Genomic DNA, 25,910 nt, shown 5'->3' on the forward strand with positions numbered 1-25,910 from the left:
ATGACCTACTGTGTGGCCATGTCCGTCGACGACGGGCTCGTGTTCCTGTCGGACACGCGCACCAATGCGGGCGTCGATCACATCAGCACAGCGCGCAAGATGTCGGTGTTCGAGCAGCCGGGCGAGCGCATGCTCGTGCTGCTGGGCGCCGGCAACCTGTCGCTTACGCAAGCGGTGCTGCACGAGCTGTCCGAGCCGGCCGATCCCTCGTTGCCCACGCTCTGGAACGCGCCGACCATGGCCGACGCAGCTCGCGTGATCGGCCGTGCAGTGCGCGGCGTGCATCAGCGCGAAGCCGAGGCGTTGCAAGAATTCGGCGTCGACTTCAATTGCAGCTTCATTCTTGGCGGCCAGATCGCGGGTAACCGGCCGCGCCTGTTCATGATCTACGCGGCGGGGAATTTCATTGAAGCGTCGGCCGTGAACCCGTATTTCCAGATCGGCGAGGCCAAGTACGGCAAGCCGATCATCGATCGCGTACTGACACCGTCCACGCCGCTCGACGAAGCGGCCAAGTGCGCGCTGATTTCAATGGATTCGACGCTGCGCTCGAACCTGTCGGTGGGCCTGCCGCTCGATCTTCTGGTCTACGAGAAAGATTCGCTGCGTGTCACGCGCTTCGTTTCGATCGATCACGACAACGCCTACTTCGAGATGATTCATCGCACGTGGGGCGAGCGGCTGCGTCAGGTATTCGGCGAGATTCCCGATCCGGACTGGCAGGATTCGCCCAATGTGCCGCTGCTGCAACGCGAACGGGCACTGGTGCTGCATCGTGCGCCGGTGGGGGCGGACGGTGTGGAGCATGAGTTCGATGCCAAGCCGGCGCAGACCCTGGCGCAGGCGGAGAAGGCTAAAGCGCAACGCTAGGCCAGGGCGGGCGCGCCTGCGTCCGCTTTCTTCGACGCCATATCCTGCGCCACGCTGTAGCTTTGCCCGCGGCTGATTTCGGCGTCGGCAGCGTGCTGCCCTGAGCCGCCTTCACAGCCAGAACCATCAGACGAAAAAAAACCAGCCACGGGTTTGCACCCGTGGCTGGTTCTCAACTGCGTATTGCTTCAGCAGTCCGTCAAGTTCGATTAGAACTTGTGGCGGATGCCCAGGCTAACCATTTCTTGCGTGTTGGAAGCCGACGGGTTGCCGTACGAACCGATCGATGCGCCAGCGCTGACCAGCGAATTACCGTCACGTTGCTGGCCGCTTGCGTGTTGCCATGCGCCAACCAGGTAGACGTCCGTGCGCTTCGACAGGTTGTAGTCGCCGCCCAGCGAGATCTGGTTATACGTAGCGCTCGCGTCGCCCGTAGCCTTCGTGTAGATGTAGCCCACGCCCACCAGCATTGCCGGCGTTGCCTGGTAGCCAAGGTACACGCCGCCGACGTTGTACTTTTCCGTCGAACCGAAGCCCGAATTTGCATCCGGCTTGTATTGCGCATTGCTGTAGCGCAGGTTGACCGTGAACGGGCCTGCTACGTATTGCGCAGCGACCTGAGCGATACCGATCGATTTGGCTGCCGAATAGGCACCATTGACCAGGCTGCCGTCGAACGTGCCGTCGGAAGTGCTGCCGTTCCAGCCCACTGTCTGGTTCGGCGGCGTGCCCGTTGTGCGGCTAGCCAGCGTATTGCCGTTGTCAGCGCGGAAGTAGCCGGCAGCAACGCTAAACGGACCCGTTGCAAACGTTGCAGCACCCGACCACGTTTGGCCCGAACCCGTCGAACCAGCCACGCCGCCCAGCGCGTACAGACCTTCGAACTGGAAGCCGCCCCACACCGGCGAGGTGTACTTGATGGCGTTGTTCGTGCGCGAGGAGTTGTCGTTGTTATCGACGTCGCCCGGCGTTGCGAAGGTGGAACCGAAATAGTTGTCACCCGTCAGCGGCTGAACCAGGTCGACCACCGGGTCGTACTGACGACCCAGCGTGAACGTGCCCCACTGATCGCCCGTCAGGCCAACGTAGGCTTGACGACCGAACATCTTGCCGCCTTGACCCAGCTTGCCGGTGTTCACGTCAAAGCCGTTTTCCAACTGGAAGATTGCCTTCAGGCCACCGCCGAGATCTTCCGTGCCCTTCAGGCCGAAACGATCACCTTGCAGGTTGCCGCCGTACATTTGCGTCAGATTTGAATTCTTGCCGGCCGAATTTTGCGTGTTGTGAACGAACTGGACCGATTCATCGATCAAGCCGTAAAGGGTAACGCTGCTTTGAGCATGTGCCACGCCGGTGACGCCCAGAAGCGCCAGCGAGAGGGTAGACAGTGCGATTCGTTTCATCCATTTCTCCACGCAGATGATTAGTTTGTTGTTGCGCAAAGGAGAATAGCTCACTGCTCGAAGCGTTAAGAACTGGAAAAAAAAGACTGTCTCCAAAAACTGACAAACGACGCAAAGCCTTGTATTTAAAGCCTGTTAACGATTATTGCTATTTCCGCAATATTGCATCGTGAAATGCGCATTATTGTTGTTTCGTTGATAGTGAAGGCTCCGGTACCGGTAATTTAGACACTTGTTTGAATGGCCGTTGTAATGTAGTCGTCTAACTGTTCCGGCCGTTTTTCAGCGTCCATATAAAAGTCGAACTGCGTTGTGCTTGACGGGCGCGCTGGACAGAATTTATGCGTTGTGATCCGGACGGCCGCTGCGCTCAGAGGTCATGACGGACACGCATCAGTCCTCATCTGCGGTCGCGTTCTCGTCGCCGGTGCGGCGCGCCAAGCTTGCTGCCGCCAGTCCGGCTGCCGCCGCAAACAGCACCGAAGTCCACGGATATCGCCGGACATAGCGGTCGGCCGCGACGGCCGTGCGGCCCGCGCTGGTCAGCGTGACGGCGGCAACGCGTGTCGCCTGGGCTTCGGCCAGTACGACCGAGCGGCCGATCTTCACCGCAGCCGCCCGCACGGAAGTCGGATTGCGCGTTCGCATTCGTGGTGAGGCCGAAGCTGGTGTAGCGTGGCCAGGTGTCGAGGCCGATGCCGCTGCGACTGCATGAACCTCGCGGCTTTTTGCGTGCGGCACGGCATCCGCCGATACGGTCGAGGCCGCCAGTACTGAAGCGAGCTTGGCGCGGCTGCCCGGTGGCGACTCGTCCTGCATGCCCCAGCCACCGCGCGGATCGTGCATGCGCCCGCGCGCCGCCGAAAACTCGGCGCCGAGCAGCAGCACGACGGCCGAGAAATACAACCACATCAGCAGCACGGCCAGCGAGCCTGCCGCGCCGAACGAACTCGCCATTCCGGCGTGTGCAATATAGAGCGCGAATAACTTCTTGCCCGCCGAGAACAGCACGGCGGCTACGACCCCGCCGACGAACGCATCGAGCCAGCGCACCTTGGCGTCCGGCAGAAACTTCAGCAGGCCGGCAAAGGCGAAGGCCAGCACCAGCAAGCCGACACCGAGTTGCAGCAGATTGCCGATCACCACATACGGCGAGTTGCCCCATAGCCATTTGCCGATGAACGTGATGACCGTGTCGAGCACCAGCGAGACGATCAGCAGGAACGCGACGCCGAGCACGAGGCCGAACGAAATCAGGCGCACGCGCACCAGTGCGATCACGCTCGACGAGCGCGGCCCGGTATAGGGCCACACCAGATTGAGTGCGCTATTGAGCGACGAGAAGGTTGCCGAGGCGCCGATCGCCAGCATCGTGAACGAAATGATCGCCGCGATGCCACCGGCGCTGCCGCTGTGATGAGCGTTCTCGACGATGGTCTGTACGCCCGCCGCGGCCTGGTCGCCGAGCAGGCCGTGAATATGGTTGAACAACTCACCGCGCGCGGCTTCGGCGCCGAAGAACCAGCCCGCCACGGCGATCACCATGACCAGCGTGGGCGCGAGCGAGAACGCCGCATAGAACGCGATGCTGGCGGCCATGGCCGCGCAGCGGTCCTCGGCAAACTGTTTGAATGCGCCGATTGCCCAATTAGCCTGCTTGCGGGCCACCGACTGGAGGTTCTCGGCGGAAAGCGTGTCGATGTCCATGGTCGTTTTTCTCAATGGGATGCAGGCGCCGGATACGCCATGTAGTTGCTGCGAATTTGCTGTGAAGTGGCATCGACGCCGCCCTCGCCGTATCGACGCGTCCCGCAAACCGTGTGCCTGTGACTAACTATAACAAGCACCGGATGCACCTGGGCGTGATACGCCGCAAGCACGCATGCCATTAGAATGCCGATGGACCTTCACTTTTTTTATCGCCATGCACTCGCACGAACTCGTCAAACAGCTGGACGTCATTACCGCGGAACAATTGAGCGCGCATTTGCCGGCGCATGTCGTCGAAAATCTCCCGGCCCAGGGCGTGACCGTATTTGCCGTGAGCGACGACGCGTCGGACACGGCCGAATTCAGCGCGCGCTACGGCTTTGGCCTGGAAGATTGCGCCAACACGATCGTGGTCCGCTACAAGAAGGAGGGCGCCGAACATTATGCGGCGCTGGTTTCGCTGGGTTCGCTGCGCCTCGACATCAACGGGGCGGTGAAGGCGGCACTCGGCGCGCAACGCCTTTCGTTCGCCAAAAGGGAAGCCGCCGTGGAGCATAGCGGAATGGAATTCGGTGGCATTACCGCGTTTGGCTTGCCGGACGACTGGCGCATTCTCGTCGACGCCGCGGTCATGGAGCGCGCCCAGATCGTGATGGGAGCGGGGGTGCGGGCAGCCAAGCTGCTGCTGGCGCCCGACGTGCTGCGGCAATGGCCGCGCTGCGAAGTCGCCGCGCTGGCGCTGCCCGCCGAGTGAACAAACGCTGAAGTTTTCCCCCGCGTGGCCGTTATTCCAAAGACTGACATAAATAGTTGAAGTGCCCGCTCTCGCGCGGCGCGTCGAATACAAATACAAGTCCAAAGGAATACGGAGATGGAACGCTTTCGCCTGAAAGTGCGGCTGTGGCTTGCGCTGGCGGTAATGTGCACGGGAATCCTGGCGATTGGCCTGTGGGGTGCTTTCAAAACGCACGCTACGATGATCGCCGACCGCCAGGCCGAACTGAAAAGTGTCGTGAGTGTTGCTTACAGCGTGCTGGATCGTTATAACGGCCTCGCCGCGGCCGGCACGATGTCGCTTGCCGACGCGCAACGCACGGCCATGGCCGATCTGCGTGCGATGCGCTACGACGGCGCCGGCGGCTACCTGGTGATCGAGGACGCGCATGCCAGGGTGCTGATGCACGGTGTGCGGGCCGATCTCGAAGGCAAGGACATGAGCGGCTTCACGGACCCGAAAGGCCGTCATGTATTCAAGGACGGCTCCGATCTCGCCGAACGCGAGGGCGAGGGCTTTATCCATCTGGAGTTTCTGAAGCCGGGCTCCAATCAGATGGCGCCGAAAATCAATTACGTGCGGCTCTACAAGCCGTGGGACTGGACGATCGTGACCGGCGTGTTCACCGACGATATCGACGCGGCGTTCTACACCGCGCTCGCACAGTATGTCGGCGCGTCGTTGATTTTGTGCCTGTTGGTGTCGCTCGTGATCGGTGTGATCCTGCGCAGCATCTTGCGGCAACTCGGCGGTGAACCGGCCTACGCGGCGCAAATTGCTTCGCGTATCGCCGATGGCGACCTCGACGTGGTCGTCGAAACGAAACCTGGCGACGACGTCAGCCTGCTGGCCGCGATGCAGCGTATGCAGCATCGTCTGGCACAAGCGATCACGCAGATTCGCAGCGGCGCGACCTTGATCTCGACTGTTTCCAACGAGATCGCAGCGGGCAACGCGGACCTGTCGCGTCGCACGGAGCAGCAGGCGAGCGCACTCGGCGAGACCGCTTCGAGCATGGAGCAGATCACGGCCACTGTGAAGCAGAATGCCGACAACGCGAAGCAGGCCAGTCAGCTTGCAAACAATGCGTCCGAGACAGCGGCGCGCGGCGGCGAAGTGGTCGGCCAGGTGGTCGAGACGATGCGGGGGATCTCGCAGTCGTCGCACCGCATTGGTGACATCATCGGCGTGATTGAGGGCATTGCTTTTCAGACCAATATTCTCGCTTTGAACGCGGCCGTCGAAGCGGCTCGCGCCGGTGAAGAGGGCCGCGGCTTTGCCGTGGTGGCGGGAGAAGTGCGCAGCCTCGCGCAGCGCAGCGCGGCGGCGGCCAAGGAGATCAAGACCCTGATCGAGGAATCGGCGGCGCAGATCGAGGGCGGCTCGCAGTACGTGGGCCGTGCCGGTGAAACGATGCAGGAAGTGGTGCACGCCGTGCGCCGCGTGACCGACATCATGGGTGAGATCAGTGCGGCGTCGGTCGAACAAAGTTCGGGCATCGAGCAGGTCAATATCGCGGTGGCTAGCATGGACCAGACGACCCAGCAGAACGCGGCGCTAGTTGAAGAAGCGAGTGCTTCGGCCGATGTGCTGAAGGCGCAGACCGGTCAACTGACGGCGGCGATTGCGGTGTTCACGCTGCCGGAAGGGCACTGATCGAGGCGTCACGCGAGCGCTTGCACGGCCGCGTGACGGTGCCTGATTGTGTTTGGCACGCTGTGTTTGTCAAGCGTGGCTCAGATGATCAGACGCGAGACCTTGGTGCCTTCGAGCGACACGCCGGCCATCAGGCCACCGTTCGTCAGCACAAAAGCTTCGACCGGGCTGGTGGCGGTTGAGGTATCGACCGCGCCGTTGGCGCCGATTTTCAGCACGGCGACTGTTGCATCGGCGCCGGCTGCCCACCCCTGGCTGCCGAGGAACTTGTCGAGCGCATCTTGCGTCATGAACAGGAAGATGAGCGCCTTGGACTGCGCGCCGATCTGCAAACCGAACGAGCCCGCGACGGTGCTGTAGTAGCCCGTTGTGCGGCCGGCCACGCGTAACGCGCCTTCGCCGTATTGCGCGCCGATCCAGAAGCCCGCCGAAATCACTGATGGGAACACGAGCACGCCGCGCGCTTTGGCGACCAGTTCGCGCGAGCCTGTGGCGTTCGCGTAGAGACGCGACAAGGTGGAATCGACCCCTGAGTCGATCGTGTCGCGCTTGGCGGCATTGGCCGAAGGCGACCCGCTCGCGGATGACGACGTGGTCGTGCAGCCGGCTAGGCCAAAGCCCGCTGTAGCCAAAGCGGCGCTCGTGGTCATAATGAATTGTCGTCTGCGCATGATCGTTCTCCTTGTGCGTGATGAAAGGGGCGGTTTCTAATTTGACATTGACAGTGAATGCTGTGACGCCGGCTGCCCGTCGGTAGCCCGGACTCCGGCAGCCCCGATGCCGATAGCCCGTACGCCTGCTAATCAGCATTTTGCGTGCCTGACGGCCACGGCTTGGGTATCTGACAGCGGTGATGCGCCGACGTTCACCCGCGGATTCACTTCGCTCAACGCCGCTCCTTCTCGATCGCTACGCCGACGGCCGGATATTCTGATTGTGGCGGAACAGGTTCTGCGGGTCGTAACGGTGCTTCACGGCGACGAGGCGTTCGTAGTTCGGCCCGTACGCGTCAGCCACCCGAGCGCCTTCCTCCTGCGTCATGAAGTTGACGTACACGCTGCCTAGCGCGAATGGTGCGGCCGCATCGAAGAAGGCCCTTGCCCAGGCAATACAGCGCTCGTCATCGCCCGCGTTGTCCCAACGGCCGTGGACGTTCATGGCGTACTGCGTATCGCGGCTCGAATAAGCCGTGGCTTCGACCGGTACCCGGCTCGTTTGCGCGCCGATCTGCCCGAAGAAAATTTCGCAGTGAGGCGAGGGCAGCGTGCCGATCGCATCGAGCAGCGCGTCGATGAGACCGTCCGGTATGCCGTCGAGGTTGTGCGACTTCCAGTAGTTGCGAGCGCCCGGTGTGAGCAGCGGATCGAACGCCTGCTGCCACATCGCGTACGGCATCGGCCCAAGGTGTTCGCCCACCGGCGTGCCGAAGCCGCGCACGTTCTCCACCACGGACGGGCCGTTTTCGATCGGGCCGGTGTAGCACATTGCGAATACGATGACCGGCTTGCCATGCACTTCAGGCGGCAGGAACGGCAGCGGCGGCGCGAGCCGCAAAACGGCCCATACACTCAATTCCTCCGGCATGTGTTCCGCAGCGGCGCGGTACTGATGCAGGGCATGCTTTGCCTGATCGAGCGGCAGCACGACGAGGCCGCCATAGACGAGCGGCCCGACCGGATGGAGTGCGAACTCGAAGCGCGTGACGACGCCGAAATTGCCGCCGCCACCGCGAATCGCCCAAAACAGATCTTCATTCGAATCGGCGCTTGCGTGCAGCAGCTCGCCGTCGGCAGTCACCACGTCCGCGGAAATCAGATTGTCGACGGTCATGCCATATCTGCGGCTCAGCCAGCCGAAACCGCCACCGAGCGTCAGGCCCGCCACTCCGGTGGTCGAATTGATGCCAAGCGGCGTGGCAAGCCCGAACGCCTGGGCTTCGTGGTCGAAATCGCGCAGCGTCGCACCGGGTTCCACATAGGCGCGCTTCGCAACCGGATCGATCTGGACGGATTTCATCGGCGACAGGTCGATGACGAGACCGTCGTCGCACAGCGCGGTTCCGGCGATGTTGTGACCGCCGCTGTGCACTGCGAGCGGCAGGCCCTGGTCGCGCGCGAACGCTACACCGCGGCGTACGTCGGCCACGCCGGCGCAGCGCAGGATCATTGCCGGATGCCGGTCGATCATTGCATTCCAGATGCTGCGGGCCGCGTCGAAACCCGCGTCGCCAGGTAATAACAGTTCGCCTCGGATTGCAGTTTTGAGCTCTTCTGCGGCGCTGCTGGACACGCTAACCATGACACACCTCCACACGTAGTAGGGGACGCACCCGGAACACAATTCAGCTGAACAAAGTAAATCGAAAGCGTCTGGACAGGTTCGGGTTACGTCCAGTAAACGGCCCTGCTCCCGTATGTCAAACGAAGGTAAACCCGCGTTTGCGTTCGGCATCGCGCGAAGGCACGCGTGGTAAGTGTTCGCGGATTGCGGCGCGATTCACGATATCCGGCGCTGCGCTGGATGGTGCAAACGCTTCGGGAAAAGGTGGTGTGAGGCGAGAGGGGATTGTGTGCGGTGGCGGCAGTTGCGCGGCAACGCTTTTGTCGCCGCAGGATTGCGTTTCGCCGGGTGACAGCGCACCCACTGATGCGCTGCCGGCGTTGCTCGGCGATTAACCCTTCACGAGGCCGCCGTCCACGATCAGATTCTGACCGGTGACCGCGCGTGCCCATGGCGACAGGAAGAACAGCACGGCATCGGCGAACTCTTCAGGCGATGTGACGCGCCGTAGCGGCGTTGAACCGGCGATCAGATCGAACACGAATTCGGGCGTGGCCGCGCTCGCGTCGGTGATGCGTAGCAGGCCGCCCGACACCATATTTACCGTGATGCCGTCCGGACCGAGATCGTGAGCGGCGGTGCGCGTGAGCGACAGCAGTGCCGCCTTGGCCGCTGTGTAATCGTGATAGGGCACGACGGGGTTCTGGAACAGGTTGGTGCCGACGTTGACGATGCGGCCAAATCCGCGCGAACGCATGCTCGCGGTTGCTGCTTGCATCGTATTGAGTGCGCCCTTGAGTGAACCGTCCAGTTGCTGCTGGAAGCGCGTCCAGTCGATCGAGTCGATTTTGGGGCGAGCGTCGCCGTCGAACTGAAAGTCGGCCAGCGCGTTGTTGACCACCGATACCACGGGCTTGCCCGTTTGAGTCTGCGCCGCTTCGAACAGGCGCGCGACGGCGGCTGCATCGGTCACGTCCGCCTGGATCGGCAGGACACGGTCGCCGAGTTCGTCTTTGAGCGCATGAGCCAACTTTTCGCTCTGGTGGTAATTCACCACGACGCTCGCGCCTTCGCGTACCAGTGCACGTGTGATCGCGGCGCCGAGTCCGCGGGCACCGCCCGTTACCAGCACCCATTGTTCGGATAAAAGCATTTCGTTTCCTGTGGTCGATGAAGTTGCGGTCTTCCTATTGTCGCCGATCCGGTTTTCCCGCTTGCCTGGTGGGAGGGTGCGGGGATAGAGACGGTACTTATGCGGAGGCGGCGATTTATATGTGCGCTGGGACGCATCGCGCGTCTGATTTGTGCTGTCTGTGTGATTGCCCGCATTTTGGTCTTTGCAAATTCTCCTTTGTGTCCGGACAAACACTTATTTGTTCGCATCACGCTCCACTTCGCTACCTGGAAACTGCTGTTTGATTCATCTGAGGAAGTGGTTATTTCGTTAAATCGAGAATAATAGTTTGGACTGCATATTTTAAAAAATTACAGCGCTACGGATAGGAGTTAACGATCTTTGACAGTGGCGGTACGCAATTAATCGGAAACAGGTCATCTATATCGCATTGCGTGGTCTAGCGCACGGTCACTGCAGGGCGCTGCGCATAACTTCAACGTCCATCGGGCCCTGCTGTGCCATTTCCAAGGATTTGTTCGCGCACAGCGTGTCGTTTATCCCGGATCGGAGTGAATCGGGCCGGGATTCTCCGTGAGAGATGTCGGGCGTCAGGCGGTTTTCGGGCGTCGCGCGGCAATACCGACCGGGCTTTGAAGTTTCATTTTTTAACAGCGAGCAGAGATTCAATCGTTATCTGGATCTGTCTTTCCAAATAGATGTTTAGGAGACTGAAATGAAAAAGCAAAACGGGGAAGCACGGGCGTTGGGGACAAGCAAAGCGGTGTTGGCGGTTGCGGTGAGTCTTTATGCGGCCATGGCGGGTGCTCAAACGAGTCCGGCGACATCTGCGGCGCCGTCGGCAAATTCGACAAACCTGATGGTTGCGCAAGCGTTGCCGATCAGTTGTTCGCTATTTGACGCGGCTGGTTGCAAACAGGAAGACGGCGGGTCGCGCGCGGCCGGTGGGGCTGGCGTGGCAGCGGCAGGGGGTTTGGGGGCGACGTCGTCTTCGGGCTCACAGAACAGCAATGGCAGCGGAACTGCGTCGACTGGCGTGGGCGCTGGCGGTTCCGCGAACGGGTCGACTTCGGATTCGGCCGGACTGGGTGCCGGGAGTGCGGGGAGCGGTGGAAATGGCGGGAAGGGGGGAGCGGGTAGTGGTGGGACGGGTAGTGGTGGGACAGGTAGTGGTGGGACAGGTAGTGGTGGGACAGGTAGTGGTGGGACAGGTAGTGGTGGGACAGGTAGTGGTGGGACGGGTGGTGGTGGGGCGGGTGGTGGTGGGGCGGGTGGTGGTGGGACGGGTAGTGGTGGAACGGGTGGTGGTGGGACGGGTGGTGGTGGGACGGGTGGTGGTGGGACGGGTGGTGGTGGGACGGGTGGCGGTGGGACGGGTAGTGGTGGAACGGGTGGTGGTGGGACGGGCAGCGGTGGGACAGGTAGCGGCGGAACAGGCGGCAACGGTGACGGCGGCCACGGCGATGGTGGTCACGGCGATGGTGGTCACGGCGATGGTGGCCACGGTGATGGCGGCCACGGCGATGGCGGTCATGGCGATGGTGGTCACGGTGACGGCGGTCATGGCGATGGTGGTCACGGTGACGGCGGTCATGGCGATGGCGGTCATGGCGATGGTGGTCACGGCGATGGTGGTCACGGCGATGGTGGCCACGGTGATGGCGGTCACGGTGATGGCGGTCATGGCGATGGTGGTCACGGTGACGGCGGTCATGGCGATGGTGGTCACGGTGACGGCGGTCATGGCGATGGCGGTCATGGCGACGGCGGCCGCGGCGATGGCGGCCATGGCGATGGTGGTCACGGTGATGGTGGTCACGGTGATGGCGGCCATGGCGACGGCGGCCGCGGCGATGGCGGCCATGGCGATGGTGGTCACGGTGATGGCGGCCATGGCGATGGCGGTCACGGTGATGGTGGTCACGGCGATGGCGGCCATGGTGATGGTGGCCACGGTGACGGTGGCCATGGCGCTGGTGGTCGCGGCGATGGCGGCCACGGCGATGGCGGTCACGGTGACGGTGGTCGCGGTGATGGCGGCCATGGCGATGGCGATGGCGGTCGCGGTGACGGTGGCCATGGCGCTGGTGGTCGCGGCGATGGCGGCCACGGCGATGGCGGTCATGGCGATGGCGGCCATGGTGATGGCGGCCATGGTGATGGTGGCCACGGTGACGGCGGCCACGGCGATGGTGGTCACGGCGATGGCGGCCACGGTGATGGCGGCCACGGCGATGGCGGTCATGGCGCTGGTGGTCGCGGCGATGGCGGCCACGGTGACGGCGGCCACGGTGACGGCGGCCACGGCGACGGTGGTCGCGGTGATGGTGGCCACGGCGATGGTGGCCACGGCGATGGCGGTCGCGGTGACGGTGGCCATGGCGCTGGTGGCCGCGGCAACGGCGGCAACGGCGGCAACGGCGGCAACGGCGGCAAAGGCAGCAGCGGCGGCAGCGGTGGCCATGGCGGCGGTTACGGCGGCGGCCACGGCCACTGACCCAGCGGACGTTTCTCAGCGCGCGGCGGCCGGCAATCGACTTCCCGCGCTGACGTCCAGGGGGATCACACGAGCGGACAGCCACATATCCGCTCACCCTCACGCCCACCAATTCCAGATGCAAGACACCGATATCCGTGAGCGCGAAACGATGTTTGCGGACTTCAAGGCTGACGGCAACGACGCGGGGAACGGATGCGCGGTGCGTCGTCTGAACGACAGAGTTAGCCGAACCCGAACCTGCGCCCGCCTACTTCAACACAACCGGCCCCACTGTACCTACCGCATCGCGATGTGGCGCGGGCACGGCCCGCAGCAGTGCAACCATACCGGCAATCAGGAGCGCCGCGATGACGGTAAAGCCCGCGTAGACGCTGCCGGTTTCGGCCTTCAGCATGCCGACCAATGAAGGGCTCACCGCACCGCCAATCGCGCCGATCGCAGTGATCGTCGCAATACCGGCCGCGGCTGCGCCGCCATCCAGATACGCGGTGGGAATCGTCCAGAAAATGCTTAGCGTTGCGTAGATGCAGGTCGACGCGACCACCAGCAGGGCGACGGTGAAGGGCACGCTGTGGGCGGCGAGCGGCAGCAGCAGAAAACTGCCGGCCACCGCAAAGCCGCAGCACGCCACATGCCAGCGCCGTTCGGCGTGACGATCCGAGCTGCGTCCGATCACCACGATACCGATTGCCGTGCAAACCGAAATCGCGCCGCTCAACCAGCCGATATTGCCGATCTGTTGCACGCCGACGTGCCGCAACAGCGTCGGAATCCAGAAGCCGACTGCATTGAGCCCCATGAACACGCAGAAATAGATCGCCGAGAGCAGATAGATTCGCGGGTTGCGCAACACGTCGGAGAGCCGCGTGGGCGGCGCATGGTGCGCGCCGCGCTGCTGTCGATCCGTCTCGAGCGCGGCGGTGATGTGGGCCTTTTCCGCGTCGCTCAGCCATTTTGCGTGCATTGGGCGATCGTCCAGATAGAGCATCGCCATTACGCCGAGTACGATAGCCGGCACCCCTTCGATCAGGAATAGCCACTGCCAGCCGCGCAAGCCGAGCATGTCGTGGAAATGCCCCATGATCCAGCCTGACAGGGGGCCGCCGATGATGCCCGCCAACGGCACGGCCATAATGAACAGGCTCGTGATGCGTCCGCGTTGCCGATCGGGAAACCAGTACGTCAGATAAAGAATGATGCCGGGAAAGAAGCCGGCTTCGGCGGCACCCAGCAGGAAACGCAGCAGATACAGCATGCTCGCGCTCCTGACGAACATCAGCAGCACGGTCAGAAGACCCCACAGCACCATGATCCGCAAGAGCGTCTTGCGCACGCCGATACGATCCAGCAGCAGATTGCTCGGCAACTCGAACAGCAGGTAGCCGACGAAGAACATTCCCGCCGCGAAGCCGAATACAGCGTCGTCGAGTTTCAGATCCTGCAGGAACTGCAGTTTTGCAAAACCGATGTTGACGCGGTCGATGAAATTGACCACATAGCAGATGAATAGAAACGGCACGATGCGCCGCGCGATCTTGCGATAGATCGCGTCGTCGGGCGTCAGTGCTGGCGAGCGCTGCATGGTGTCTCCTTGCGGCCCGGTATGTTGTGCCGGGCGCCTATGATTTATTCGTGTGACGCTGAGTCAATCTGCGCCTGGGGCGCTATCTGAAGTTTTCATCAAGGCCGCATTCGCGTACTTTCGTGCCCATTGCCCGTACTACCACTCGCCGAAAAAGACCCCCCAGTCCTTGTGCGTGTCCGTCTTGCTCTCGACCGTCGGGTTATCGATCGTGACGCGCTGTTTCAACGAGCCGTACCAGTCGGCGAGCTTCGCATGCATTTGCGCGCGGATGGGGGCGTGACTCGCATCGGCGCCGAGATCGATGTATTCGTCAGGATCGTTCGCCAGATCGAAGAGCTGCGGGCGATATCCTTGCCAGTGTATGTACTTCCAGCGTGTGTCGCGCACCATCCAGCCGCGGCATTCATCGGGCTTGCGTCCCAGTGCGAGACGTGTGCGGCGGAAACTATAGTCGAGTTCGGAGACCACGTAATCGCGCCAGCCTTCGGCATGCTCCGTTTCGCCGCGCGTGAGTGCCAGAACCGAGTGTCCTTCGATGCGCTCTTCATAGGCCGGCAGGCCGAGCGCGTCGAGTACCGTCGGCACCACGTCGATGCCCGATACGAAGCGCGTTTCGGCACTACCGCGAGTAGCGTCGGCACGCGTCGACGGATCGTAGACGATCATCGGCACGCGCTGCACGGTGTCATAGAACAGTTCCTTTTCGCCGAGCCAATGATCGCCGAGGAAGTCGCCATGATCGGCGGTAAAGACGATCAACGTGTCTTGCCAGCGGCCGAGTCGTTCGAGCGTATCCCACAGCCGGCCGAGATGATCGTCGATCTGCTGGATCAGACCTTGGTAAACCGGCCGTACGGTGTTCGACACTTCTTCACGCGCGAAATTGGCGCTCTCTTCGTGAGTGCGATACGCCGCGACCACGGGGTGGGCATTGTCGAGTTCGGCGGGCTTGCGCGCGAGCGGCAGACATTGATCGAGCGAATACAGGTCGTGATAGGGCCGCGGCGCGACATAGGGCCAGTGCGGCTTTACGTACGACAAATGCAAGGCCCACGGCGTGTCGCCCTGCTGCTCGATGTAGCGGATCGCCTGATCCGTCATGTAGGCCGTTTCGGAATGCGGCTCGGCCACCCGCGCCGGCCAGCGCACGTTGCGCATTTTCCAGCCGGAATGCACCGCGCCGCTGTCGTCTTCCACACTGATTGCGAAGTCGCTCCACGGTTTGTCGCTGACGTAGCCGTGTGCACGCAAAAAGGCCGGATAGCCGCTCTCCTTGCCGGGTTCGTGGTGACCGTCGTAGCGGTCGAGTTCGTCGAACGAGCCAGTCGAGAGGCGCAGTCCGAGCGGACTCTGGCGCGCGATGTCGAGCCGCTGCATGCCGTTGCCGTCAGCCATCACGTGCGTCTTGCCGGCCAGCGCGAGCGAGCGGCCATTCAGACGCAGGTATTCGCCGAGCGTCATTTCCCCGATCGAGAGCGGCACCCGGTTCCAGTTGGCGCCGTGACTGCTCATCGTGCGGCCGGTGTAATACGACATGCGTGACGGACCGCACACGCCGGAGCTGACGAACGCGTTGTCGAAACGCACGCCGCGCGCGGCCAGCGCGTCGATATGACGGGTTTGCAGGTAGGGATGTCCGTAGCAGCCGAGGTGATCGCGGCGAAGCTGGTCGCACATGATGAAGAGAACGTTGCGGGTATCCGCCATCTATAAGCACCGTCTGCGGCCTTGCGGCCTGAAATAGGAGAAACCGGGGAGAAGCCTCGATGCTAGAAACGAATCCGACGATTGACCTAATCAAATATATGTGCAAGTGCACAATACGCCGGGGCCGTTGCCGCGAAAGCGCGTCATAATGGCCGTCAACCCCTTGTTAGACTTACGCTCACCGTGTCTGCGACCGACCCTCAATCAACACCTGTGCTGAAGCATCCCGAGCACATCGACGAATTTCTGCTCTACCGGCTTCATAACCTGGCGCGCGTGGCAACCCAGGGCGTCGGGCTGATGTTCCGTCGGGAACTTGGTATTAGCCGGCGCGACTGGCGCATTCTCGCGTTCGTCGGCAAGTACCCCGACGCGAGTCTGTCCCGGCTTGCCGAATCGGCCGCGCTCGACATGGTGGTGGCGAGCCGCTGTGTCGCCAATATGGTGAAGAAAGGGTTGATTGCGAAAACGCGCCTGCCGCAGAACAAGCGGCTGACCGTGCTCACGCTCACCGAAGCCGGCCGTCTCGCCTACGAACAGGCGCGCGTGAGCGGGCAACGCTATAACGCCGAGTTCGCGGCCTGCCTGAGCAATGAAGAAGCGCATTTACTCGACGGCTTGCTCAAGCGGATGGAGCAGCAAGCCGCGCAACTGACGCAACGCGAAATCGCCAGAAGCGGGTCGCTGCCTGGGTCGATTTCTGGGGCGATTCCATTATTGAACGAAGACGTCGAATAAACCTGCGCCTGCGATCACCTCGGCCGCAACAGGTGATCCGCTACAATGACGCGCACTACCCACCTGGAGACTTGCTTTGAAATCTATCGTTGCTCTGGTCGCCGCGGCTGTTCTTTCTTCCACGGCGATGGCCGCTGCCACCACTGAAAAATTGCCTTCCGGCGTGATCGTTGAACATCTCACGCAGGGCACGGGTCCGCAACCGGCCGCTGACGACGTTGTGAAGGTCAACTATCGCGGCACGCTCGCCAACGGCACCGAGTTCGACAGCTCGGCGAAGCATGGCGGCCCGGCAACCTTCCCGCTCAATCGCGTGATTCCGTGCTGGACGCAAGGCGTGCAGAAAATGAAAGTCGGCGAGAAGGCCAAGCTGACCTGCCCGGCGGCCACGGCTTATGGCGAGCGCAGCGTCGGTGTGATTCCGGCGAATAGCGACCTGACATTTGAAGTCGAACTCGTCGGTATCGTCAAGTAATACGGCGCGATGCGCACCAGGAAAAACCCCGCTTCGGAGATCGAAGCGGGGTTTTTCTTTTGGGGCACTGCATTCGTCGCTGCTTTTCGCTCATTGGCTTTCATTGCCGTATCTGCTTGCATTGGCGTGCTTGCGGCCCGAAGGTTCGAATGAGAGGCAATGTGACACAGCGTGCCGATTCGCACTGCGACTGGTTGTCCAGTTACGCAGCACGGCACACGCAATCAGAGCATGTGTGACGTCGGCGCGGCCTACGAGTTTCGTTGAGTGCCGGCGACATTGTTTTCTTTTAAAGTTCTATTGCATTCGGTCGTTTACGTTCTATTCGTGCGCCGCGCTGCAACCGCCGCCTTGCGCATTCCGGAATCTCTGGCCATCGTTCGTTGCGCGTCGGGAGCGCCTTTTATGAACATCGATTTTCACTACGGGGTCGTCTATATCGCTGCACGTATCGGCGGAATGGCAGCCGAGGAGGCAATTACGGTGGCGCATGCGTGTCAGTACGTCGACGACGCGACCACGTCAGGAATACTGCGTTTTTCGGGCGGTGAAACTTTCGAGCGCTTCGCCACCGCGCACAAACTATTTGACTATACCAACACAGAAAATGACCAGAACCGGCTGGTATGGGCACCATTTCACTTTCTGCCCGCCGGTGTCGGGGAAACGCTCGAAGACAAAGCGGTGTGCCGGCCGGATAGCGCCGTGGCCCGCGAAGTGGTGCGCCGGGCGATCCGGCAACGAGGCGCCGATACGGCTTTGCATCGTCTCGGTGTGACGCTTCACACCTACGTCGATACGTGGGCCCACCAGGGCTTCGCCGGAATCGAAAGTCCGACGAACCGTGTCCATATGCTGGAGGCAGAAGATTGCACGCCGGAAGGCTGGTTTGCCCGTCTGAAACGCGCCACGCAGCATCTGGTCGAGCACATCGAGGAAGATGTACTCACGCTTGCACTGCCTGTCGGTCACGGCGCGGCCTTGCATTATCCCGACCAGCCGTGGGCGAAATGGCATTACACCGACGGCAGAAATATGCGCGTCAAAAGGCACAATCTGCCTGAGTTCATGCAGGCGGCCGAGATGACTTGCCGCGCGGTACGTGCCTACGTGGCGGGGCGCGAAGATTTCGAAAACCACGCCGGTTTGCCGGAAGATGTCCGAGCCGCACTTACCATGCTTCTCGACACCAATCGGAACCCGGACGACAATAAGCGCCTGCAGACCCTTTGCGAAGCGGTAAAAACGGGTGCGATTCCCGGCCTGTCAGAATCGATTCCTGAGTACGTGCCCAAGGGAGTCGGCTCCTGGAAATACAAAGCTACCGGTTTGCAGTCCGACGACGACAGCGGGGATCGGCCCCGGTGGAGCGACGTCTTTGAGAACAGTGATTACCGGCGCTTTCACGACGCGGTCAAGGAGCACCGCTTCGTGACGACGCAGGAGATTCTGCCGGCGTGCGGACTGCGGATCGCGTGAACAGTCCAGGCTACGAGTTCTTCGGAAATGGCGCGTTAGCGCGCTATTTCAATAGCCGCCCCAGCGGCCGCGTTCATGCCATTCGTGCTCGCGCCATTGCTCGCGGCGCCATTCATGTTCACGCCATTCGCGGCGTTCACGCCACTCGCGTGCGCGCCAGTCGCCATAGCCACCATAACCATCGTAGGCAACCGTGACCGGAGCCGGACCATAGGCGACTGGCGGTGCGGCATAAATGGGCGGCGGTGCAACTACGCCGACCGGAATGCCGACTCCGACGGCTATGTCCACATGTGCCGATGCTATCGACGATGCCGCGAGAAAGGCCAGGCCAAGTGCCGCGCCAACGATCTTCTTGTTCATTTTCCTTCTCCTTGCACATTCAGGTGCGATGCATCCGACTACTGCCGAACCGTCATTGCTTTGCTTCTGAATACGGTTCGGAGTGTAGAAGGGGGGGGCCAGACACAGGTGAAACAGCGCTGCGAGATTGGTAACGCGGGGTTACCGGCTAAAAAAAAGAATGGCCACCCTTTGAATCTCCGAATGCTTGCCTATAGTAGAAGCAGTTATTGCCGCATTGCACAGCGGCCGGCTTCTCTTTATGCGGGTGATGGGGAAACAGAAATGACGCCATCGAATGCTGCGATCTACCAGGCCCAGGCCTGCACGCCGGATTCATTACGAACGCTTGCCGGCTATCTCGAACTGGCGCTCGATGAAGGCGAGAGTGTGGTTCTGATGCGGATCGGCACGCAGGTGCGCAGTGTCTATATTGGCAATCCGTCCGGCACGCTGGAGGAGTTGACGGATCACGGCGTAGTGGCTGCCTTTCAGGCCGACGAGATGCTGGCATTGACGCAGTTGGGACTCAACCGGATAACCGCGGACGATCAGCAGTACCGGTTCATGCGCAGTGTGCGGTACATAGCCGATCGCCAGGTTGTTGTTTTTACTCCGACTTAGGTAGTTCGCCGGCAATCGGAATAGCTAAAGAATGCGGTTCTCTAGTAGTGAACTCGAAAGGTTCGTACTCCACGGTATGCATTCTCGTGTGAGTCTGTTGCCTTTATAGCGGCATAGATCTGCCTTTCTGACGCTATTCATGGCATAGTTCGATCGATTACCACATAAGGAGCGATCAAATGCCCACGTTAGAGCAAATCCAGGCAAAGCTGAAGAAGCTGCAGGCACAAGCCGACGTGCTTATCGCCAGGAAAGCACAAGCCGCGGTCGACCAGATTCGCGACCTGATGCTCAAGCACGGCCTGACTACTGCGGATATCGAAGCAAAGGCAAAGGCGAGGCGCGCCGCGCTCGCCCTGAATGGACGTGCTGCAGGTGGTAAGGCAAAAAGCGTTGCAGGCAAGTCGATTGCGAAGTATCGCGACCATAAAACCGGCGCGACCTGGACAGGCCACGGGCGCGCACCGGCATGGATTGCCGCAGTGAAAGACCGGACCCAATTTCTGATTGAAGGTGCCGGCGAACTGAAGTCCGCGGCAAAGGCCGCGGTCACTCACGCCAAAGCCGGAAGAAAAGGCCAGCCTAAAGGTGCTCAGCCACCCAAGTATCTCAATCCGAAAACGGGCGCCACCTGGAGCGGACGCGGTCCGGCACCGGCGTGGCTCGCAACGGTTAAAGACCGAACCCAGTTTCTGATCGACGGCGCTGCCGCGACCCGCAATGTCGCCGCGAAGAAAGGCGTGACGGCGAAAAAGGCCGTGGCGTCCAAAGCGGCTGCAAAGAAGAGCACCGCAGCGGCTAAAAAGACTGCGGCAAAGAAAGGCGCCGGCAGGCCTGCTGCGAAAAAAGCCGTGGCAAAGAAGGCTGCTGTGAAGAAAACCGCCGCTGCAAGGAAAACACCGGGTCGTAAGACCGGCAGCAAAGCCAAAGCCGGTGCGAAGCGGGTTGTTGCCGCGGCGCCGCAAACCTCGACGGTGCAAGCCGGCGCGTGAGCGCAACGGAGTCCTGAAGTAGATGACCAGCACGCTCGATTCACCCCAGCAGGAAGACTATGTCGTCCTGCTGGACTCTGTTCCTCAGCCTGCAGTCGACGCTGCCGAACCATTCATTGTTTCCAGCGATCGTCGGGTGATTCTGGCTTATCCCATTGCCGAGTCCGACTTCGAACGGTTCGGACCATTCGATTCCGACGACGATCCATTTTGTACCGTGCTATTTCCCGATGCCGTGTTTCATCGGCTTGGGCCGCCTGGCGACGCCGATCTCGAGATCCATCCGCTTGCTTCGCCTGGGCTCAGTAGCTACTCGGTTCACGAAGTGATGAATTCGTCGCTGGCCGCCGAGATTTCGGCCGTCACTTCGCCCGGTCCTGTGCAACGCCACTTTGTCATCACGTTTCAGGGCGCGACGTTCGAATGCGTGGCGTCCGACTATACGGTGGTTGGCGTGTACGGCGCGGGTGAGATTGCCAGCCGGGAAGCATTCTCGCTGGTCCGGTAGTGTCTGTCGGTGGCGAGTGCGCGCCGGTATAACCGCTTGTCCCCAATCCTGTTCTGACGCCAGGGCAACACCAACGTCCTGCTACCGAACGCGTGCAAGCCCGCATGCTGCGCACGCTCGCGCAGCATGCGGGCTGTTCCGGTACATGTCCTGTCGTTCAATATGCAGCCATGGCGCAATGGCTCCGCGCAACGCAACGCTGATTCCTTTCAATTACATTTTTCTGCGGATTTCGAACATATGCCCAATGACTTTTTTTAGCTTTTATTTTTGAAGTATGTTAAAAAGCTTTCCGTCATCGTATATTGACATGAAGTCTTCACGCAGTGAATGCAGACTGGCGTCAACGGATGGCATGCGGTACAGATTGAAGCAGGCTTTTCCGAATTACATATAAATATATTACGAGGCATCGAACGCTCGATTGAAGCGCGCCGGAGTTCAGGCGCGCGCCAGGGAGAGTCGGCATACATCACATCGAGTGATGCATGCTTTCGGTGCAGCAGCGGTCGTCGCGGATCGGATTTGCCGGCGCAAAGGCAGATCGCATGGGCCTGATCCCCGGTAGTACGGCCGCAAGGCGTCCGCGAGTGCGGGCGCGGTATCGGTACGCACCTGCTTGCGCAAGTGCATGCGAATACGCCATGCCCATCGAAAAACTCCTTGTTCCGCTACCGGCGGGCCTGAAAGTCTACGTTGAACGTCACGTATTCGATCCGGCCTTCGAGAGTGTCATTCTGATCAACGGCGCGTTGGCTACCACAGCGTCGTTCGGGCAGACAATCAAATACCTCGGTGAACGCTATAACCCAATTTGTTTCGATTTACCTTATGCAGGTCAATCGAAAACGCATAACGTGTGTGACTTCGTTCTTACAAAAGACGATGAAGTCGACATTCTGTTGCATCTAATAGGCTTATTCGAGCCGGGTTTCCTGTTGTCGGTGTCGTGGGGCGGGGTGGCGTCGCTGCTTGCGCTCTCTCGCGCGCGCACCAGCGTGAGGCGCGCGGTGATTGCGTCGTTCTCGCCGCGGCTCAACGAGGCGATGACCGCGTATGTGACCGCGGCACGCGACCACATCGCCGCCGGCGAAAATCTGAAGGCCGCGCAGCTGCTCAACGATACGGTTGGCCAGCATCTGCCGCGCATCATGAAGCTCTACAACTACCGCTATCTTTCCACGCTCCCACGCGACGAGCAGGACCAGGTGGCGTTTCACGTCGACCAGATTCTGGCTATTCGTCCGGAGGATTATCTGCACGAGTTTCGCAACATCGAGTGCGGATTGAAGTTCCTCAACGGCGAGCTCGACAACTACACCACGCCTGAGGATGCCCGCTCGCTCAGCGCGCATCTGAAGCGCGCCGAGTTTCTCACGATCGAGCAGGCCGGGCACTTTCTCGATCTCGAAGGACGAGCCGCGCTACGCCAGGTCAGGACAGCGATTTTCGATTACTTCGGCGCCCCGCCGGCACAGGCGGCAGGCCGCGCGCTCGAGCGCTTCGACGCGTTTGGCGCGCGCTCACCCGTGATGCCGGTGCCGCAACCCGCTATTGCAAACATCGCAAACGTCGCCTTGCAGACGACCGCCGATCACTCGTTCCAACAGGTCGAACTACCGTGAATATCGCTCAGAGCATTGCCATTGTCGTACCGTGGGCGCTGTGGCTGCTGTATTGGGTCGCGACGTCGAACCGGGTCAAACAGACCGCGCGCAAGGAGGCATCGCTGTCGCGCACGTTGCAGTCGATTCCGCTGATTGGCGGCGGCGCGTTGATCGTGTTGCCGGACTTCACCGCAGCGGCGTTGTCCGTCGATCTGCATGCAATCGGGCCGCTCCAGCTGGCCGGCTTCGCCGTGCTCCTGGCCGGTCTTGCTTTTTCCGTGTGGGCGCGGCTGCATCTCGGCACCAACTGGAGCGTGTCGGTCACGCTGAAGGAAGGGCATGAACTGGTGCGTAGCGGGCCTTATGGGCTGGTTCGTCATCCGATCTATACGGGCTGCCTGCTGGCCCTTCTGGGGGCCGTGCTGATCGGCGCGCAATGGCGTGGCGTGGTCGGGCTATTGCTGATTTTCGCATCGCTGGCGTACAAGGTGCGGGTCGAGGAGAGCTGGCTGACCGGTCACTTCGGCCGTGCGTATTCGCAGTATCGCCGCGACGTCGCCGCGCTGATTCCCGGTCTCTTCTGAGCTGCCCGAATGGCGAAAGTCATCATTACCGCGATCGGCTCGGCGGGCGACGTGCATCCGTTGCTCGGCATCGGTGCGGCGCTGGCCGCGCGCGGCCATGAGATCGTCTTTTGCACGCATCCTCCGTTCGCAGAAGCTGCCGCGCGCCAGGGCTTTGCTTTCGTGCCCATCGGCACCGCCGCTGAATATGAAGCGGCGATGGCGAACCCGGCGCTATGGCATCCGCGTACGTCGTTCCGGACGTTATGGGCGGTGATCGCACCAACATTGCGACCGCATTTCGACACGCTGGCCGCGTTGACCGATAGCAACACGGTGCTGGTCGGCACGTTATGGGCTTTTTCCGCACGGCTGATGCAGGAACTGTATCGTGTGCCGTTCGTGTCGGTACAGGTGTCGCCGTCGACCCTGCTGTCCGCGCATGCGCCGCCCACCCACCCGCGTCTGACGATTCCGCGTGGCTTGCCGTTGGCTGTAAAAACGGCGCTGCTGCGGCTAATCGAGCGACAGGTGCTCGACAAGATCTGCGGCCCCGCATTGAATGGGTTGCGCGCGGAACTGGGGCCCGCGCCGGTGCGGCGCATTTTCGGCGAGTGGCTGCATTCGACCGACGGTGTGCTGTGCCTGTTTCCGGACTGGTTCGCGCAAGCGCAACCGGATTGGCCGGCACCGCGCTGCCTTAGCGGTTTTCCGCTGTTCAACGACACGAGCGCGACCGCGCCCGATCCGCAACTCGACGCTTTTCTTGCTACGGGCGAGCGGCCTGTGGTTTTCACAGCAGGCTCGACGCTGATCGATCAGGAACGCTATGCAAATGCCGTGAGCGCGGCGTTGAGGGAAGGTGGGCTGCGCGGCATTCTTCTGACACCGGATGCGCCCAAAACCGATGCGGCTGCTATTGAGGCCGATGTGTGTGCAGACGCGCCGGGCGCGTTGCTCAAGCGGCGTTACGTGCCGCTGCAGACGCTGTTACCACGCTGCCGTGCGCTCGTGCATCACGGCGGCATCGGCACTGCTGCGCTGGCGTATGCCGCCGGTATTCCGCAGGTGGTCACACCGTTCGCGCACGATCAGTTCGATAACGCACAGCGCGTCGTCGTGAGTGGATGCGGCATTCGGCTGGACAGGCCGCTGCAACCGCAGGCGCTCGTTCGTGCCTTGAGGCAAGTGCTTGGCAGCCCGTCGATCGCGACCCAGTGCGGACGCGTGCAGGACCGCCTCGCGGCGTCGCCGGACGGCTGCGAGACCGCCGCGCGCTATATCGAAGCGTTCATGCCGGCCGCCGTGCGCGAGCAAACTGTCGGTCGCACGACTTCGCCGGCGCTGGCCGCCATCGGACATAGCGTATGAGCGCCGCTACGCCGTTGCCGGCGGATACGGGGCATGGCCCTGGCCCGGACTCCGCTGGCGAGCACAGCGTACCTCGCATGCGCGGCGCGCAACTCGCCTTGCTGACGTTCGCGTTGTCGCTGGCCACCTTCATCGAAGTCCTGGATTCGACGGTAACAAACGTCGCGGTGCCGGCGATTTCCGGCGGCCTCGGCGTGTCCAACAGCCAGGGCACGTGGGTAATCAGTTCGTACTCCGTGGCCGCAGCCATCGCCGTACCGTTGACGGGCTGGCTCTCGCGCCGGCTCGGCGAAACGCGGCTGTTTCTCGGCGCGGTGGTGCTCTTCACGCTGACGTCGCTGTTGTGCGGCGTGGCCGGCGATTTTCATCTTCTGGTGGTATGCCGCGCTTTGCAGGGGCTTTTCTCCGGGCCGATGGTGCCGCTTTCCCAAACGATCCTGCTGCGCACCTTTCCCCCGGACAAGCGCGTTGTGGCACTCGCGCTATGGGCGATGACCGTACTGCTTGCGCCGATTTTCGGCCCGGTGGTGGGCGGCTGGATCATCGACAATTTTTCGTGGCCGTGGATCTTCCTGATCAATCTGCCGATCGGTATCTTCTCGTTTGCAGTGTGCATGACGATGCTGCGCCCCGACGCGCCGGCTGCCAAGGCGGCGCCGATCGATTTGCCCGGCATTCTTCTGCTGGTGGTCGGTGTGGGCTCGCTGCAGATGGTGCTGGATCTTGGGCATGATCGCGGCTGGTTCGATTCGCCGCTGATCCTGACGCTCGCGATCGTCGCCGGTTTGGCGATCGTGTCGCTGTTGATCTGGGAGGCCGGCGAACGGCATCCTGTGATCGATTTAAGCCTGTTCCGCGACCGTACGTTCTCGTTTTGCGTGCTGATTATCGCGCTTGGCATGATGAGCTTTTCGGTGGTCGGCGTGATCTTTCCGCTCTGGCTGCAGGCCGTGATGGGTTACACCGCATATCAGGCCGGACTTGCCACTGCGCCACTCGGCGTGCTCGCGCTGGTGTTCTCGATTCTGGTCGGCATCTATGCAGCCCGTTTCGACGCACGCGTGCTGGCGACTTTCGGCTTTCTCGTGTTTGCGGGCGTGCTGTGGTGGGATGCGCATTTCACGCTGACCATGACCTTCACGCAGATCATCACGCCGGGTCTGATCCAGGGAATCGGCTTGCCGTGCTTCTTCATTCCGTTGACCGCGGCGACGCTCTCGCGCGTGTCCGACGACAAGCTCGCGGCGGCCTCCAGCCTGTCGAATTTCCTGCGCACGCTATCGGCGGCGTTCGGCACGGCAATGAGCGTCACGCTATGGGATAACCGCGCGCTGTATCACTACGACGTCGTCGCACAGTCGGTGACGAAATCGTCCGGCAACACGCAGCGCTTTGTTCAGAGCCTGCACGGCATGGGTATCGACGGCGCGCGCGAACTCGCCACCTTGCATCACGTCGTGCAGCAACAGGCGTACATGATGGCGACCGGCGACATGTTCTACATGGCAAGCGTCACCTGCCTCGTGCTTGCCGCGATGATGTGGCTCACGCGTCCAAAGCGCGGTGCGGCAATGGCTTTAGGTCACTGAG

Annotated in this window: 21 protein-coding genes and 1 pseudogene; 13 read left to right on the plus strand and 9 right to left on the minus strand. The window is 61.7% G+C overall.

What is annotated here, in order from left to right; genetic code table 11:
* A complete protein-coding gene (locus GH665_RS26265; protein ID WP_153140185.1) occupies positions 1-870 on the plus strand; it encodes a proteasome-type protease in 870 nt (289 codons plus the stop codon).
* 209 nt (positions 871-1,079) lie between these two features.
* On the opposite strand, the gene GH665_RS26270 is transcribed toward GH665_RS26265, so the two are convergent.
* Positions 1,080-2,273 carry a porin gene (locus tag GH665_RS26270; RefSeq protein ID WP_153140186.1) on the minus strand — a complete coding sequence of 398 codons (1,194 nt, stop codon included), beginning with the start codon at positions 2,271-2,273 and terminating at the stop codon, positions 1,080-1,082.
* 393 nt (positions 2,274-2,666) lie between these two features.
* Entirely contained in the window at positions 2,667-3,980 is a 1,314-nt protein-coding gene (locus GH665_RS26275; protein ID WP_153140187.1) for a YihY/virulence factor BrkB family protein, read from the minus strand.
* Positions 3,981-4,197: 217 nt separating this feature from the next.
* Here GH665_RS26275 and GH665_RS26280 point away from each other — a divergent pair, with 217 nt between their 5' ends.
* Positions 4,198-4,737 carry a YbaK/EbsC family protein gene (locus GH665_RS26280; protein ID WP_153142307.1) on the plus strand — a complete coding sequence of 180 codons (540 nt, stop codon included), beginning with the start codon at positions 4,198-4,200 and terminating at the stop codon, positions 4,735-4,737.
* Between the two features lie 117 nt (positions 4,738-4,854).
* The gene (locus tag GH665_RS26285; protein ID WP_153140188.1) at positions 4,855-6,414 is read left to right on the plus strand and encodes a methyl-accepting chemotaxis protein; all 1,560 of its coding nucleotides are present in this window, start codon (positions 4,855-4,857) and stop codon (positions 6,412-6,414) included.
* An 80-nt stretch (positions 6,415-6,494) separates the two neighbouring features.
* On the opposite strand, the gene GH665_RS26290 is transcribed toward GH665_RS26285, so the two are convergent.
* The 6 genes from GH665_RS26290 to GH665_RS26315 all read right to left on the minus strand — a co-directional run bounded on the left by GH665_RS26290 (position 6,495) and on the right by GH665_RS26315 (position 15,621).
* Entirely contained in the window at positions 6,495-7,085 is a 591-nt protein-coding gene (locus tag GH665_RS26290; protein ID WP_153140189.1) for a BPSL1445 family SYLF domain-containing lipoprotein, read from the minus strand.
* 238 nt (positions 7,086-7,323) lie between these two features.
* Positions 7,324-8,712 (minus strand): FAD-binding oxidoreductase, encoded by a 1,389-nt coding sequence (locus GH665_RS26295; RefSeq protein WP_153140190.1) that lies wholly within the window; start codon positions 8,710-8,712, stop codon positions 7,324-7,326.
* A gap of 373 nt (positions 8,713-9,085) precedes the next feature.
* Positions 9,086-9,847 (minus strand): 3-oxoacyl-ACP reductase, encoded by a 762-nt coding sequence (locus GH665_RS26300; protein WP_153140191.1) that lies wholly within the window; start codon positions 9,845-9,847, stop codon positions 9,086-9,088.
* 979 nt (positions 9,848-10,826) lie between these two features.
* Entirely contained in the window at positions 10,827-12,293 is a 1,467-nt protein-coding gene (locus GH665_RS39480) for a hypothetical protein (protein WP_153140192.1), read from the minus strand.
* A gap of 283 nt (positions 12,294-12,576) precedes the next feature.
* Positions 12,577-13,911, minus strand: coding sequence for an MFS transporter (locus tag GH665_RS26310; RefSeq protein WP_153140193.1), 1,335 nt, complete (start codon positions 13,909-13,911; stop codon positions 12,577-12,579).
* Between the two features lie 138 nt (positions 13,912-14,049).
* The gene (locus GH665_RS26315; RefSeq protein WP_153140194.1) at positions 14,050-15,621 is read right to left on the minus strand and encodes a sulfatase-like hydrolase/transferase; all 1,572 of its coding nucleotides are present in this window, start codon (positions 15,619-15,621) and stop codon (positions 14,050-14,052) included.
* 213 nt (positions 15,622-15,834) lie between these two features.
* Here GH665_RS26315 and GH665_RS26320 point away from each other — a divergent pair, with 213 nt between their 5' ends.
* The 3 genes from GH665_RS26320 to GH665_RS26330 all read left to right on the plus strand — a co-directional run bounded on the left by GH665_RS26320 (position 15,835) and on the right by GH665_RS26330 (position 18,313).
* On the plus strand, positions 15,835-16,359 hold the full coding sequence (locus GH665_RS26320; protein ID WP_153140195.1) for a MarR family winged helix-turn-helix transcriptional regulator: 525 nt from the start codon (positions 15,835-15,837) through the stop codon (positions 16,357-16,359).
* A 127-nt stretch (positions 16,360-16,486) separates the two neighbouring features.
* Entirely contained in the window at positions 16,487-16,834 is a 348-nt protein-coding gene (locus tag GH665_RS26325) for an FKBP-type peptidyl-prolyl cis-trans isomerase (protein WP_174771789.1), read from the plus strand.
* A gap of 405 nt (positions 16,835-17,239) precedes the next feature.
* The gene (locus GH665_RS26330) at positions 17,240-18,313 is read left to right on the plus strand and encodes a DUF6765 family protein (protein WP_153142308.1); all 1,074 of its coding nucleotides are present in this window, start codon (positions 17,240-17,242) and stop codon (positions 18,311-18,313) included.
* A gap of 48 nt (positions 18,314-18,361) precedes the next feature.
* Here GH665_RS26330 and GH665_RS26335 read toward each other — a convergent pair whose 3' ends face one another.
* Positions 18,362-18,676 (minus strand): hypothetical protein, encoded by a 315-nt coding sequence (locus tag GH665_RS26335; protein WP_153140197.1) that lies wholly within the window; start codon positions 18,674-18,676, stop codon positions 18,362-18,364.
* Positions 18,677-18,940: 264 nt separating this feature from the next.
* Between GH665_RS26335 and GH665_RS26340 the strand changes: the two genes are divergently transcribed.
* The 7 genes and pseudogenes from GH665_RS26340 (at position 18,941) to GH665_RS26370 (ending at position 25,909) form a co-directional block, all read left to right on the plus strand.
* Positions 18,941-19,279, plus strand: a complete 339-nt coding sequence (locus tag GH665_RS26340; RefSeq protein ID WP_153140198.1) for a hypothetical protein — start codon at positions 18,941-18,943, stop codon at positions 19,277-19,279.
* 179 nt (positions 19,280-19,458) lie between these two features.
* Positions 19,459-20,271 carry an H-NS histone family protein gene (locus GH665_RS26345; RefSeq protein WP_153140199.1) on the plus strand — a complete coding sequence of 271 codons (813 nt, stop codon included), beginning with the start codon at positions 19,459-19,461 and terminating at the stop codon, positions 20,269-20,271.
* Positions 20,272-20,293: 22 nt separating this feature from the next.
* Complete coding sequence (locus GH665_RS26350) at positions 20,294-20,779, plus strand: hypothetical protein (protein WP_144193638.1); 486 nt, start codon at positions 20,294-20,296, stop codon at positions 20,777-20,779.
* 644 nt (positions 20,780-21,423) lie between these two features.
* Positions 21,424-22,263, plus strand: a pseudogene (locus GH665_RS26355) (alpha/beta fold hydrolase); the annotation flags it as partial.
* A 137-nt stretch (positions 22,264-22,400) separates the two neighbouring features.
* Positions 22,401-22,970 (plus strand): methyltransferase family protein, encoded by a 570-nt coding sequence (locus GH665_RS26360; RefSeq protein ID WP_153140201.1) that lies wholly within the window; start codon positions 22,401-22,403, stop codon positions 22,968-22,970.
* 9 nt (positions 22,971-22,979) lie between these two features.
* On the plus strand, positions 22,980-24,320 hold the full coding sequence (locus GH665_RS26365) for a glycosyltransferase (protein ID WP_153140202.1): 1,341 nt from the start codon (positions 22,980-22,982) through the stop codon (positions 24,318-24,320).
* Positions 24,317-25,909 carry a DHA2 family efflux MFS transporter permease subunit gene (locus tag GH665_RS26370; RefSeq protein ID WP_408271456.1) on the plus strand — a complete coding sequence of 531 codons (1,593 nt, stop codon included), beginning with the start codon at positions 24,317-24,319 and terminating at the stop codon, positions 25,907-25,909. Before GH665_RS26365 ends, GH665_RS26370 begins: the two co-directional genes overlap by 4 nt.
* Position 25,910: the final 1 nt, after the last annotated feature.

Origin of the sequence: Paraburkholderia agricolaris (assembly GCF_009455635.1) — a bacterium.
Lineage (GTDB): Bacteria > Pseudomonadota > Gammaproteobacteria > Burkholderiales > Burkholderiaceae > Paraburkholderia > Paraburkholderia agricolaris.

Excerpts from the sequence above, each read along its gene's own strand:
- GH665_RS26340 (WP_153140198.1), top strand. The coding sequence starts at position 18,941 with ATGACGCCATCGAATGCTGCGATCTACCAGGCCCAGGCCTGCACGCCG.
- GH665_RS26285 (WP_153140188.1), top strand. The coding sequence starts at position 4,855 with ATGGAACGCTTTCGCCTGAAAGTGCGGCTGTGGCTTGCGCTGGCGGTA.
- GH665_RS26345 (WP_153140199.1), top strand. The coding sequence starts at position 19,459 with ATGCCCACGTTAGAGCAAATCCAGGCAAAGCTGAAGAAGCTGCAGGCA.
- GH665_RS26335 (WP_153140197.1), bottom strand. The coding sequence starts at position 18,676 with ATGAACAAGAAGATCGTTGGCGCGGCACTTGGCCTGGCCTTTCTCGCG.
- GH665_RS26315 (WP_153140194.1), bottom strand. The coding sequence starts at position 15,621 with ATGGCGGATACCCGCAACGTTCTCTTCATCATGTGCGACCAGCTTCGC.
- GH665_RS26325 (WP_174771789.1), top strand. The coding sequence starts at position 16,487 with ATGGCCGCTGCCACCACTGAAAAATTGCCTTCCGGCGTGATCGTTGAA.
- GH665_RS26280 (WP_153142307.1), top strand. The coding sequence starts at position 4,198 with ATGCACTCGCACGAACTCGTCAAACAGCTGGACGTCATTACCGCGGAA.
- GH665_RS26265 (WP_153140185.1), top strand. The coding sequence starts at position 1 with ATGACCTACTGTGTGGCCATGTCCGTCGACGACGGGCTCGTGTTCCTG.
- GH665_RS26295 (WP_153140190.1), bottom strand. The coding sequence starts at position 8,712 with ATGGTTAGCGTGTCCAGCAGCGCCGCAGAAGAGCTCAAAACTGCAATC.
- GH665_RS26330 (WP_153142308.1), top strand. The coding sequence starts at position 17,240 with ATGAACATCGATTTTCACTACGGGGTCGTCTATATCGCTGCACGTATC.
- GH665_RS26275 (WP_153140187.1), bottom strand. The coding sequence starts at position 3,980 with ATGGACATCGACACGCTTTCCGCCGAGAACCTCCAGTCGGTGGCCCGC.
- GH665_RS26370 (WP_408271456.1), top strand. The coding sequence starts at position 24,317 with ATGAGCGCCGCTACGCCGTTGCCGGCGGATACGGGGCATGGCCCTGGC.
- GH665_RS26290 (WP_153140189.1), bottom strand. The coding sequence starts at position 7,085 with ATGCGCAGACGACAATTCATTATGACCACGAGCGCCGCTTTGGCTACA.
- GH665_RS26310 (WP_153140193.1), bottom strand. The coding sequence starts at position 13,911 with ATGCAGCGCTCGCCAGCACTGACGCCCGACGACGCGATCTATCGCAAG.
- GH665_RS26270 (WP_153140186.1), bottom strand. The coding sequence starts at position 2,273 with ATGAAACGAATCGCACTGTCTACCCTCTCGCTGGCGCTTCTGGGCGTC.
- GH665_RS39480 (WP_153140192.1), bottom strand. The coding sequence starts at position 12,293 with ATGGCCACCGCTGCCGCCGCTGCTGCCTTTGCCGCCGTTGCCGCCGTT.
- GH665_RS26365 (WP_153140202.1), top strand. The coding sequence starts at position 22,980 with ATGGCGAAAGTCATCATTACCGCGATCGGCTCGGCGGGCGACGTGCAT.
- GH665_RS26300 (WP_153140191.1), bottom strand. The coding sequence starts at position 9,847 with ATGCTTTTATCCGAACAATGGGTGCTGGTAACGGGCGGTGCCCGCGGA.
- GH665_RS26350 (WP_144193638.1), top strand. The coding sequence starts at position 20,294 with ATGACCAGCACGCTCGATTCACCCCAGCAGGAAGACTATGTCGTCCTG.